Here is a 12,267-nt window from a genome sequence, read left to right as displayed (position 1 = left end):
AGGCCCTCCTTATCCGACCGCCCTGGAAAACAATCCCTGCAGCCGCTCCATCTCTGACGACGACCTCTGTGCCTGATGCTCATACCTTCGTTATCGCCCCGGTGAACGCAGCCTGTGCAGCTTAAACATAAATGAAGATCACTGGCCCTCCCACTGCGATACGGACGCTATGCGCAGTCCTGCCCGTCACTTCGTCTCAACAACTCACCTGAAACTACAAAGGAAATCAAATGAATAACAAACTCACCCTGACCAGCACAGTAACTGAATCACTCTTCTCGCCGCACACCGATGCTGGCGGCATCGTGTGCACGCCGGTGCCCGATGAGCAGCGTGTTGCCTTCTGGCCTGGACACTTCGGCAGCATCCCGCAGTGGATAATCCTCGAACCGACCGTCTTCGCGTGGATGGACCGTTTCTGCAAAGATTACCACGGTGGTATCTGGAATTTTTACACCCTCAGCAACGGCGGGGCATTTATGGCACCCGAAGCCAGCGGTGACGATGACGGGAAATGGGCACTGTTTAACAACATGAACGGAAACGGCGCAGAAATGAGTGCTGATGCCACCGGTATTGCAGTCTGCCTGATGACGTACAGCCACCATGCCATGCGCACCGAATGCGATGGCATGACTGAGCACTATTACCAGTTGCGGGGCTACGCGCTGAACCACGCGGAGTGTAATGCCATTATGCACATCATCGACTGAGGTCAAAATTATGGAACAACAACTTCCGCTGTTTGTCCGTGAATTGGCCCCCACAGACCAGCAGACGGTCAGGAGGGCGCTGCTCCTGCTGGAGCGACAGTTACGTGAACCCGGGGCGTCATTTACCTCCAGTCACACCGTCCGTGACTGGCTACGTCTGCAGCTGTCCACACTGGAGCGTGAAGAATTCATCGCGCTTTTCCTCGATAACCAGCACCGGCTGATTGCGCACGACACGCTGTTTACCGGCACCATCAACCATACGCAGGTACATCCACGAGAGGTGGTGAAGACTGCGCTGAAACATAACGCTGTCGCCATTCTTGTGGCGCACTGCCACCCGTCGGGTCTCGCTGAACCCAGCGACGCAGACAGACGAATCACCGAACGCCTAAAACAGGCGCTGGACCTGGTTGATATTCGCCTGCTGGACCATCTGGTGGTCGGCGGGATGGATATTGTCTCTTTTGCCGAACGCGGCTGGCTTTAAGGAGAATAGCGATGAAAATCATCAGCAAACGCCAGGCCATGACGATTTACCGTCAGCATCCTCATTCCCGCCTGTTTCGCTTCTGTACCGGGCGGTATCAGTGGTCTGGCAGCATCTGCCACTATGCCGGACGGGAGGTGCAGGATATCAGCGGTGTGCTGGCGGTCTTCGCGGAGCGCCGTCAGGACCGCAACGGTCCGTATGTCGTATTGCCCAGCGTTACCCTGAATTAACCCATCTTTAAGGAGCACTTTAATTGTCAAATAACACACCGCCAGCCTGACGCCCCTTGGTGGGGACTAAAACCCACCGTCACGCCGTGTTTTGGCGCACGGCTGGTACAGGAAGGCAACCGGCTGCATTATCTGGCTGACCGGGCCGGATTCAACGGTGCTTTCAGCGACGATGACGCGCTACGCTTGGATCAGGCCTTTCCGTTGATACTCAAGCAACTGGAGCTGATGCTCACCAGCGGAGAAATTTCTCCCGAGCATCAGCACAGTGTCACCCTGTATCACAATGGGCTGACCTGCGAAGCTGATACCCTTGGTAGTTGCGGCTACGTATACATCGCTATTTATCCCACTCAACGTTAAGTATTTTCACGAGGGAAAAATGAAATTTCAACCTGCAACAAACATGCGGGCGGCGAAGCTATACCTATCCCCCGTGGCTGTCTTGCAAATGCTAGTTACACAGCTGCTGGAACAGCATTATGGCTTTACGCAAAACGAAATACCTTTTTGTGATGAAATTGTTATACAGGAACATATTGATGCCGATATCACTCTGGCTAATGCCGTTAACTTTCTGGTGGAAAAGTACGAACTGGCCCCTATCGATCATAGAGGGTTTAGCTGGAACAAACACCATATCTCACAATTATTGATATTATGAGGGCCCGCCGTGATCTTAGTTTATTGAATCGTAATTAGTCTTATGTTAACGGTATCGCTGCTTTAGAGTATGCCTGCCATTTGCTATCATCTTGCTTCCTGCTGATTTATCGACAAAGGTAATTACATGAATTCAAAGCCTCTGTGCTTTGGGGGTATCTTTGGGGGTATAAGTTAAGATTTAACTTGAAAAGGTATTAATTTTCAATTAATTGACTTGGTTGTTCTATTCCCTTCGCCCGCTCCAAACTCAAGTCTCATAATCTCAATTTCCCTTTTGTTAATAACAAGTTACAGCTTTATTTTTTTGTATTGTTAAGCCTGACGTTCGACTCACTGAATATCAAATTATCGCTGCTACCAGGTCTGCCTGGCCCTGCTGGAAAACAGCAGGAAGTCGCCTCATAAAATCCTACCTAATCAGATGCCGGAATATCATTGCCGTCGGCAGAAACGTTGAAAACTTCAAAAAGCCATGAAAATAAAACAGATGCGCTTACATTGAAAGAGTCATCACATTTTGTGGTGTTATCATTCAAACATAAAATGTGATGATAGTGACTTTTAAGACCGGTAATTTTGTGTTCTTGTGACATTTGTCACTTTAAAGATGTTCATCATTGTTATAGTTCTAACATTGATTATGCTGATGATTCAGATAAATCTTATTGACGCATTCTTTGGTTTATCAGCTAAGGATGAAGATTGTTAGGGGAAAAGATGAAGTATCTTATTGGTATCATGAGTTTTTTAGTAATTTTCATTCTTGCAATCCTTGCCAGTAACAACCGGGGGGCTATACGCTATCGGCCATTGGTCGTGATGTTATTCTGTCAATTCACGTTTGCCGGTTTGTTGTTGAAAACAAGCCTGGGTAACCAGGTGATAGCCGTTATTGCTGGCGCGTTTGCCCATTTAATGGCCTATGCGAGTGAAGGGGTTAACTTTGTCTTTGGTGGTTTGCAAAACCACGGCGAGCTCTCTTTCTTTATTAGCGTCCTCTTGCCTATAGTTTTTGTGTCCGCTCTTATTGGTATTCTTCAACATCTGAAGATACTAGGCTTCCTTATCCGTTACATCGGATTGGGACTCAGTAAGATTAATGGCATGGGGCGGCTTGAGTCGTATAATGCGGTTGCTTCTGCAGTATTAGGTCAATCAGAAGTATTTATTTCAGTTAAGCAACAACTGGGACTTCTACCTCAACATCGTCTTTATACGCTGTGCACATCTGCAATGTCGACTGTGTCAATGGCCATAGTTGGTGCTTATATGGCGATGTTAGAACCGCGCTATGTAGTCACCGCTCTGGTGCTGAACCTGTTTGGCGGGTTTATAATTGCATCGCTACTTAACCCTTATCAGGTCGAACCACAAGAGGATATTCTTACCGTATCTGAAGGCCATCAAAGTTTCTTTGAAATGTTAAGTGAGTATATTTTAGATGGTTTTAAGGTTGCGCTCATTGTTGGGGCAATGTTGATTGGATTTATTGCGTTAATCACTATGATGAACGCCATATTTACCGCAATATTTGGCATCTCATTTCAGGCGCTTCTGGGATATTTGTTTGCTCCTATGGCCTACCTGGTTGGTGTTCCATGGCATGAAACGGTGGATGCAGGGAGTCTGATGGCCACCAAAATTGTAAGTAATGAATTTGTCGCGATGCTGAGCCTGAAAAGTATGGCTGCTGAATTCTCAGTACGTACTATGGCTGTACTTTCGGTATTCCTGGTATCGTTTGCTAACTTCTCATCTATTGGCATCATCGTAGGTGCTATTAAGGCGCTGAATAATGAGCAGGGTAACAGCGCGGCTCGTTTTGGCTTGAAATTATTATATGGTGCTACGTTGGTAAGTTTCCTTAATGCGACCATTGTTGGCCTGTTTTTCTAAATTCACAAAGTAATAATCTAATAGTATGTAATCATTATGCCTCAACGTTTTTAAATGTTGGGCCCTTACTCAGCTTTAATAATAAAGAAGCAATATAAGGGATTATTGATATGTTAAATTGCTGTTTTTTTAATAAACCTCTGGCTACGATTTTATTAATGTCTGCATCAATGTCACCGATATATGCAGCTGAAGAATCGAGGAGTAGACCACCAAATGGTGTAACTAACTTTATCACAGACAGTAGCGCTGATATTTCCTTGAGAAACCAATTCAAAAACCTTAACTCCTCTGACTATGGTGAAAGGTCAGTGCAAACAGCCTGGGGGCAAGGGGTAACATTAGATTTCCGTTCGGGTTATATTGCCGATATTATTGGTTTTGACACATCGTATTATCAAGTTTTTAAGTTGGCCGCAAGTGATGATTTCGCTGGGCGCAGCGTCTTATACAATGATAATGGGAAAGCGAAGGGATTTCATAAATTTGGCCAGTTATATGCTAAATTGAAACTTGACGGTGAAGATAGTTATTTCAGACTGTATTCTGGTTGGCAGATTATCAATAAATGGGGAGCGTTGACGAATTCGAGTCGTGCGATACCAAGTACCTATCAAGGATGGAAGATGGATAGCGAGTTTGGCCGACTCGCTTTTCGCGGCGCATGGGTTGACCGATACAGCGATCGTGATTCTCCTGAGCAGGTTCATTTCCAGACTGCCGATCGTAAGAAAAATATAAGTTACCTGGCTACAGGAGAGCTCAGCTATAAACAAAAGGATTATAGTGTGCTTTATTTTTATGGCGAAAGTCATAACTATATGCAGCGGCATGGCGTGGAAGTCGGTTGGCAGCCTCAGTCTTTAGCTAAGAATCAGGGCCGAGTACTTACCATGTTATATATGAACCATGGTCTCAAAGATTTCAAAGCGATGAGTGCTGATTATCGTCCATTCAATAATGATGCATGGCATGCTGCATTTTACCTGGAATGGAAACAGCATAAGTGGAAAAATAAGTTTGGTGCATCCTGGACCAGGGCCAATTCTTCAGACGATCACCTTGGGTATTTTGAACGACACATGGCAAAGAATAGTCGCGGAAGATTCAATTCTATGGCGGATGCATGGGGTAATGACTACGTCGGTAATAATGAAAAATCGGTGACATGGACGACGGAATATAACTTAACGCCAGAAGTGAATATCGGGTTACAAAGCGCTATTGGATGGGGGATGAAATACCACTCCCAAACAATTGAGCGTGGTGAGACTATTTTGTTCTCAAGGTGGAAACCATCGTGGGAAAAGAATTTAAGTTTCCAGTTGTCCGGTGGCCCTTCCTGGAATTACCAAAGTAAAAAAAATCGACCAATTCTAACCGACGATGGTAGACCAAAGCGTGCAGTTAATCATTCTATCGAATTCCAGATTGATTATGCATTTAATCTATTCTAATTGCTAACCTGTTTAAGGATAAATATCCATGTATAAATATAAAATGATTCGTTCAGCGGCTTTCGTTAGCGCTCTTATTTTCAGTGTGCCAGCTTTTTGTGCCAATCCGGTGTCATCCGATACCGGTATCGGCGCAACATTGCAGCAGATTACCGAGCAATATCCTATTCATTTCATTTCTATAGAGCAAATTGTTAAAGAGTTAAAGAATAAGCCGCCGATGGATGTCGGTTTTGATATTGATGATACTATTTATTATTCTACTCCTGCATTTATCCATGGTCAGAGAGAATTGTCACCTAAAAGTAATGAATTCCTGAAGAAAAGTGAGTTTTGGGATCGACTTAGTAACGGTTGGGATAGTTTTTCCGTCCCCAAAAAATCTGCATCTGAATTGATTAAACTGCATCTGGAACGTGGAGATCGTATTTGGTTTGTCACCGGTCGACAAAAACCCACTAACGGAAAAGAGACGGTGACTGAACTGTTGGGGAGAGACTTTTCTATCCCGCATGAAAAACTTAATAAAGTTATTTTTGCCGGAGAAGATAAAGGGGCAAAAGTACAATATATCCGTGACCGAAATATCAAGTTATATTATGGAGATTCAGATGGCGACATTAAGGATGCTCGTGAAGCTGGCGCAGAACCTATTCGCGTGATGCGTGCACTGAACTCCTCTAATCAGCCTATGCCTCGCAACGGCGCGTTAGAAGAAAAAGTATTGGTTAACTCTGACTACTGATTGTTTCATTTTCGCCCCCACCAGCCTGGGTGGGGGTAGCGAAAACTGAGGAATATATGGCGCAGGGAGTTTGGGCATCTGATTAAAGGTAATATACTTACCTCAACACAAAGCAGGTGATTTCATGAACAACAAAACTAAGCATACTTTCCCCCTGGGTTCAGGCTGGAATGTGCATAGCTGATTGGTATAAGAGTTACTCTTATCGACAGGCCAGTGGGGCAATGAATGTCGGTTTTATCCCTTTCGAAACCTGGATTAGTCAGCTCAGGCGGAAGCGGCAGGATATTTTCTTTGAGGTATAAATTAAGGTTTAACTTACAAAATGGTCCGTGCTACAACGGGGCATATCTTATCGGCCACATCCGTGCTACCGGACGAACAATACATCAGGTCATCCTTAACCCGACGCATATCCAGAAGGTGATTAATCTGCGAAGTGATTCATTACGCAGGCGAAGCGGGGTGAAAAGTTATCGCCAATAAGAACCGTTTCCTCATTCAGCCGCTTTAACATATACAGCTTGTCGGCATGTTCGTAAGCGTCGAAGAAGAGGTAATCGACAGCATCTGTTGCATTATCATCGGGGGATTTTTCGCGTCCCTCGGGGGTTAGCATGAAAACGCCGGCAGTATGTCCAAGCGGACGAGCATACCGAAAGAACAATTTTCGGTTTACAGCAAACTCGCCGTCATCGCTTTTGAGCTTTCCTTGCACTGATAATGAAAGGTGCCCGGAGTTGTAGCTGGTAATCAACATGATTCCGTGGAGTTCCTTTTTGGTATTCTGGATGTCGATTATCGACGTGAATTCCGAGGAGCAGGAAAAACTGATTTCTTGTTTTTTAGCATTCCCAGTGATAATCAAATAGGCGATAGCTGCCAGCCCAATAATGACGATTACGACTGACCAGAGTAAAAAAGAGTGATCGCTTTCCTGCTTCATATCATTCCTCATGATGGCGATACTGGCTGATGCAATGGTAATAGCCGAGGTTGAGGCCGCATTCAGCGGCAAACGACCACTCAACCAGGTTATGGTTGCTCGCCCAGGTATTAAGATACAGGTCTTTAGGGTGCGAGCAGTTGGGGCTAATCCCCACGGACTTGAAAATATCCAGCGCTTTCTTTTCGGTTATCGTGTCGGTGAGGGCATTTCCTAATATATGTACACGGCATTGCTCGTAGTCGATGGTTCGTAAGATAGCTGCGTCCGTCATGGCTATATGATTGGGTATCCATGTTAACCACGCTGTTGCCAGCACGGCGATGCTGGTAATTAACGCTGTGATAGCGACAGGCCACCGGTTTGGTTTCTTTCTCCTCGGCGTCGATGCAACATAGGCGACTCTGGCGGCCGTTTGCGCTTCTTCCTGTAGCTGAATATTGATATTGACGTCGCCCATCCGAAATCCAATACGAGGAATGGTAACGATGAGTTCTGCAGGATGACCTGTCGACGTAATGGCTTTGCGCAAAAATGAAATGTGCTGGTTAAGATTCGCATCCGTCGCTCTGGCGCCATTATGCTGGAAAACATTCAGCAGAATTTCATCGCGCGAGGATATCTCTTTACCATTTTGCAACAAATAGAGCAGTAATTGTGTAGCCACGTTATTCAATGTGGCTATTTCACCAGATGCCACGTCTTTTAGGGTATTTTTAAGTGGTCTGAAAACTAAACCATCACCAATAATTACGGATTTAATTTTGTTTATTGGTATATGAGAAATCACTGATGTCTCCTTTAAAGCAGGATATCTCGCATTCGAGTGGGGGAAGCAACAGCATAACATAATTCATTTATAAAAAGAGGTTGTGCCATAGATCGCTTTATTATCATTTACATAACAATATTTTAATATTCTTTATGTAATCATTCATTCTCCTTCCTTTCTTTCACTATCTTATTGTCAGCACTCACTTTTGGTATCCCTTTCAATTTTTAAAAATATTTTATAAATATATTTTGCCAGTTATCTGTTCTAAATTAAAAAATAGTTGATAGTTAAAAGCTCTATAAAAACTATAAATAATAGACATTAACACTGTCGGTTGCGTGTTTTTTGGCTAATTTTTAGGTAAATGATCGATCTGCAGGCGGGAAAGCAACACGATTTCCTGAGTTTGATTGATTCCGTATTTTGGCATTGTGTCAATTTTTCGTCGACTTAATATAAGCCCCGAAACAGAGTAAACGACTGTGGACGGTATTTCTGATGGAATACCAATGAAGTTCAAAATACGGTGCGGTTCGAGATGGATTGTTTGCAAGGATATGCGCTGCCGCCACCGCGAGATCGGGTTTTCCCGGACAGGAATTGTCTGCGGAAATAGATCGTCGGAATAACCAAAAACAGATATAAGGTTAAGAGTAATATGAAAATGAAAAACGTGGCTGTGGCCTGTGCGCTGATGGCGGGAATGACTTTTACTGCCTCTTCTGCTTTCGCTGCAAAAAATGTTGAACCGACTAACGGTAAAATCCACTTCACCGGCTCTCTCGTTAATTCTGCATGTGGTCTGGCGCCAGAATCCAGCCCGGTGCAGGTGAATTTTGGCGAGATCCCAACTTCTCAGTTAAAAGACAACCAACGTGCTGGCGTTAAACATGCCAAAATTGTTCTGCAGGGTTGCGATACGACTGTCGCAAAAACCGCTACCGTGACTTATACCCCGGCAACGATTGATGCAGACAACAACGCGCTAGCCGCCTTCACCTCTGGTACCGCCAAGGGCGCAGGCATCGGTATGGTTGACAGCGGCAACCAGGATGTTGAGTGGGGTAAAGCTGCCTCTCAGGTCAACATTACCGATGGTGAAACCGACATTGATTTCGTCGCTTACCTGCAGGCAAACAACGCATCTGCAGCGGTAACTCCGGGTGATTTCGAATCTACCGTTAATTTCCAGATCGATTATCAGTAACGATCTGCAGCGGGCGCATTATCGCGCCTGCTTAACCCTTCCTGCGAATAACTGAAAGGAAATGCGGTTATGCCTGGATGGCGTATTTTACTGCTTTTTATCTTCATATCGCCTGCATGGGTTTCGGCTGACACTTTCCGTCTTGTCAGTACGCCCGGAAAAATGCGTATGCGGGGAAATATTATTGAGGCTGCTTGTTATGTCGATCCGCGCGACCGGTCACTACTGGTTGAATTCGATGATCTCTCAGCCAGAGATATTTCTGGTAAACCTGAAAAAGTATCTGCGCATAATTTCAGCATTCATTTGCTGGGATGCTCACTAGGGGATTCTCAACACCCCGGTAATGTGTTTCAACGCGCCAATATTACTTTTTCCGGTGCCCCCGATAGGGACAATCCAGATTATCTGAGCGTGCAATCGGAAACTGAAAATTTAGCGATAGAAATATACGACAGCAAAGGACAGCAAATTCATCTGGGCGAACCATCACCGGACTATGTACTTAACCCAGGAAAAAATACGCTCAAATTTACGGCTTATTTGATCTCCCGCGACGGAAGAATGACATCTGGCGAATTTACTGCGGTCACGCATTTTGTTGTGAATTATCTCTGAGCTGCACTGCATTTCGGGTATCTGAAGGTTGCGAACGAAAATGATCACGCTGAAAACAGATAAAAAACGTCTGGCGCTATTTATTGTTCTGGTCTGCGCCGCTTCATGGGCTGAAGCGGATGAGGCTATTGAATTTAATACCGACGTACTGGATGCCAGCGACAGGCATAATGTCGATTTACAGCGTTTTTCCGAAGGCAACTTTGTGGCTCCCGGAGAATATCTGCTGGATGTTCGAATTAACAGCCAGGAGATTCCTCAGCAGACAATCCGTTATATCGCCGATCCGGCCAATTCACATAAATCTATAGCGTGCCTGACGGCGCAACAACTTGAGTTACTGGCGCTCAAAGAAGAGGCGCTGACCCATATTCATCCCATTAGCGCAACCTGCTATGACATTTCCCACCTTCCGGGTGTGGCGCTGAATAATAGCGCAGGCGTACTGGACATTACCGTGCCTCAGGCATGGATGAAATATACCGACCCAGACTGGACGCCGCCTGAGCGCTGGGATAACGGCGTCGCCGGGCTGATTTTTGACTACAGCATTTCAGGGCAGGCCACGCATTACGAACAGGGTGGCGATCACTATCGCTCTCTGTCCGGCTATGGGCAGACAGGTTTTAACCTCGGCGCATGGCGTTTTCGTGGCCAGTATCAGGCCAATTACACTTCAGATGATAATCATGGGCGTATCGACTGGGATCAGATCTATGCATATCGCCCGTTACCGATGCAGGCTGCAAAACTGACGGTCGGCGAAATCTATTTGAATTCTCAGGTTTTTGATTCGGTGCGCTTCACCGGGGTCAACCTCGCCAGCGATGAGCGTATGCTGCCGCCAAATTTGCAGGGCTACGCGCCTGAAGTGCACGGCATCGCCCGCAGTAATGCGAAGGTCACCGTCAGTCAGCAGGGGCGTGTTATCTATCAAACCACCGTCCCTGCGGGGCCGTTTAATATTCAGGATCTGCACGGTTCGGTACGCGGTACGTTGGATGTGCGCGTCGAAGAGCAGGATGGCAGCGTACAAACTTTCCAGGTCAATACGGCTGATATCCCTTATCTGACGCGTCCGGGCTATGTTCGCTACAACGCCGCGGTTGGTAAGCCGTCGCGTTATAACCACGACGTTCAGGGCCCTGCGTTTTATAGCGGCGATTTTTCCTGGGGGGTGAGCAATGCATGGTCACTGTACGGCGGCGCGTTGCTCACCGGCGAGCGCTACAACGCCTGGTCGATGGGGATAGGACGGGATTTAAACTGGCTGGGAGCGCTGTCGGCCGATGCGACGCAATCCGTGAGTCGGGTGAAGCATCAGGCTGAACAAAAAGGCATGTCCTTTAAGCTCAGCTACGCCAAAACCTTTGATGAGTACAACAGCGCGATTACCTTTGCCGGATACCGCTTTTCACAGCGAACCTTTCGCACCTTCTCGCAGTTTCTCGACGAGCAGTATGAAAGTAACAACAGCGCCGGCAACGAAAAAGAGATGTACACCGTTACCGGCAACAAAACCTTTTTTGCTGACGATCCGCATTTAGCGACCACGTTATACCTCACCTATACCCACCAGAACTATTGGGATCGCGGTTCCCAGGATCGTTACGGATTATCGATGGGACACAGTTTTTCCTTCGCGGGAATCCAGGGGATCAGCACCAACCTCGCGGCTTATCGCTCTGAGTATCAGGGCAAACGGGACGACAGTCTTTCGCTTTCAATTTCAGTGCCATGGGGCGATGGCCGCTCTATGGATTATGAATTACAGAACAGCGGTAACCAGACCAGTCAAATGGTTTCGTATTCCGATAACCGCGATCGTAACAATCCGTGGCGTTTGCGCGCAGGGGTTTCCGGTGAAGGGCATACGGCATTTGATGGCTATTACCAGCATCGCAGCATGATGGCGGAACTGGAATCTAACGTCAGCTGGCAGCAATCACGCTATTTCTCCGTTGGCGGCACGGTACGCGGCGGCTTTACGGCGACGCGTCACGGCGCGGCGCTACATAACAGTCAGGCGTCAATGAATACCGCCAGAGTGATGGTTGATACCGATGGCGTTGCCAATGTGCCGCTTAACGGTGAACAGGCGCATTCAAATCGTTTCGGTATTGCCGTTGTACCGGACGTCGTCAGTTATCACAGCTTTGATACCCGTATCGATGTGGACGCCATGGACGAGGACATTTCCGCGACCAAAGCGATCGTGACTAACACCCTGACGGAAGGCGCTATTGGCTACCAGCGCTTTGCCGTCGCGCAGGGGCAAAAAATGATGGCACTGCTGCGCCTGAAGGATGGCTCGGTGCCGCCGTTTGGCGCCGAAGTGTTTAACGCCAACGGCGTCAGCGTCGCCATGGTGATGGAAAACGGCATGGCCTGGATTGCGGGGGTGAATCCGTCCGAGCGTCTTTCCGTTGCCTGGGCTGGCCGTGCGCAGTGTCACTTACAGGTGCCACAACAAATCAACCCGGAAGGTAACGTGCTGTTGCCTTGTGAATAATTTCAATAA

13 protein-coding genes and 2 pseudogenes are annotated in these 12,267 nt (G+C 46.8%); 12 read left to right on the top strand and 3 right to left on the bottom strand.

Annotated elements, in window-relative coordinates; genetic code table 11:
• Positions 1–230 precede the first annotated feature (230 nt).
• The 6 genes and pseudogenes from EAE_RS02740 to EAE_RS02715 all read left to right on the top strand — a co-directional run bounded on the left by EAE_RS02740 (position 231) and on the right by EAE_RS02715 (position 3,998).
• Complete coding sequence (locus EAE_RS02740; RefSeq protein WP_015703394.1) at positions 231–713, top strand: antirestriction protein; 483 nt, start codon at positions 231–233, stop codon at positions 711–713.
• A 10-nt stretch (positions 714–723) separates the two neighbouring features.
• A complete protein-coding gene (radC, locus tag EAE_RS02735; RefSeq protein ID WP_015703393.1) occupies positions 724–1,203 on the top strand; it encodes a RadC family protein in 480 nt (159 codons plus the stop codon).
• Between the two features lie 11 nt (positions 1,204–1,214).
• On the top strand, positions 1,215–1,436 hold the full coding sequence (locus EAE_RS02730; RefSeq protein ID WP_015703392.1) for a DUF987 domain-containing protein: 222 nt from the start codon (positions 1,215–1,217) through the stop codon (positions 1,434–1,436).
• Positions 1,437–1,466: 30 nt separating this feature from the next.
• On the top strand, positions 1,467–1,799 hold the full coding sequence (locus tag EAE_RS02725) for a type IV toxin-antitoxin system YeeU family antitoxin (protein ID WP_072056541.1): 333 nt from the start codon (positions 1,467–1,469) through the stop codon (positions 1,797–1,799).
• 19 nt (positions 1,800–1,818) lie between these two features.
• Positions 1,819–2,138, top strand: a pseudogene (locus EAE_RS02720) (TA system toxin CbtA family protein).
• A gap of 681 nt (positions 2,139–2,819) precedes the next feature.
• Positions 2,820–3,998 (top strand): NupC/NupG family nucleoside CNT transporter, encoded by a 1,179-nt coding sequence (locus EAE_RS02715; RefSeq protein ID WP_015703389.1) that lies wholly within the window; start codon positions 2,820–2,822, stop codon positions 3,996–3,998.
• A 34-nt stretch (positions 3,999–4,032) separates the two neighbouring features.
• Here the strand turns inward: EAE_RS02715 and EAE_RS02710 are convergent, their stop codons facing one another.
• Entirely contained in the window at positions 4,033–4,275 is a 243-nt protein-coding gene (locus EAE_RS02710) for a hypothetical protein (protein WP_015703388.1), read from the bottom strand.
• Between EAE_RS02710 and EAE_RS02705 the strand changes: the two genes are divergently transcribed.
• From EAE_RS02705 to EAE_RS25510, 3 genes and pseudogenes are all read left to right on the top strand, one after another.
• Entirely contained in the window at positions 4,157–5,455 is a 1,299-nt protein-coding gene (locus tag EAE_RS02705) for an OprD family outer membrane porin (protein WP_227498488.1), read from the top strand. The two genes, EAE_RS02710 and EAE_RS02705, sit on opposite strands and share 119 nt — an antisense overlap.
• 28 nt (positions 5,456–5,483) lie before the next feature.
• On the top strand, positions 5,484–6,200 hold the full coding sequence (gene aphA / locus EAE_RS02700; protein ID WP_015703386.1) for an acid phosphatase AphA: 717 nt from the start codon (positions 5,484–5,486) through the stop codon (positions 6,198–6,200).
• A gap of 124 nt (positions 6,201–6,324) precedes the next feature.
• Positions 6,325–6,490: pseudogene (locus tag EAE_RS25510) on the top strand (IS3 family transposase); the annotation flags it as partial.
• 137 nt (positions 6,491–6,627) lie between these two features.
• Here the strand turns inward: EAE_RS25510 and EAE_RS02695 are convergent.
• Together EAE_RS02695 and EAE_RS02690 are read right to left on the bottom strand one after the other, a co-directional pair.
• Positions 6,628–7,146 (bottom strand): hypothetical protein, encoded by a 519-nt coding sequence (locus EAE_RS02695; protein WP_015703385.1) that lies wholly within the window; start codon positions 7,144–7,146, stop codon positions 6,628–6,630.
• A 1-nt stretch (position 7,147) separates the two neighbouring features.
• Entirely contained in the window at positions 7,148–7,936 is a 789-nt protein-coding gene (locus tag EAE_RS02690) for a winged helix-turn-helix domain-containing protein (RefSeq protein WP_015369826.1), read from the bottom strand.
• 643 nt (positions 7,937–8,579) lie between these two features.
• Between EAE_RS02690 and EAE_RS02685 the strand changes: the two genes are divergently transcribed.
• From EAE_RS02685 to EAE_RS02675, 3 genes are all read left to right on the top strand, one after another.
• Positions 8,580–9,128, top strand: coding sequence for a fimbrial protein (locus tag EAE_RS02685; protein ID WP_015369827.1), 549 nt, complete (start codon positions 8,580–8,582; stop codon positions 9,126–9,128).
• Positions 9,129–9,197: 69 nt separating this feature from the next.
• Entirely contained in the window at positions 9,198–9,746 is a 549-nt protein-coding gene (locus tag EAE_RS02680) for a fimbrial protein (RefSeq protein ID WP_015703384.1), read from the top strand.
• Between the two features lie 40 nt (positions 9,747–9,786).
• A complete protein-coding gene (locus EAE_RS02675; protein ID WP_015703383.1) occupies positions 9,787–12,258 on the top strand; it encodes a PapC/FimD family outer membrane usher protein in 2,472 nt (823 codons plus the stop codon).
• Positions 12,259–12,267 lie beyond the last annotated feature (9 nt).

The sequence above is a fragment of the Klebsiella aerogenes KCTC 2190 genome (genome assembly GCF_000215745.1).
Lineage (GTDB): Bacteria > Pseudomonadota > Gammaproteobacteria > Enterobacterales > Enterobacteriaceae > Klebsiella > Klebsiella aerogenes.
The sequence above is the reverse complement of the archived record's forward strand: the minus strand, read 5'-3'. Positions and strand labels throughout refer to the sequence as shown.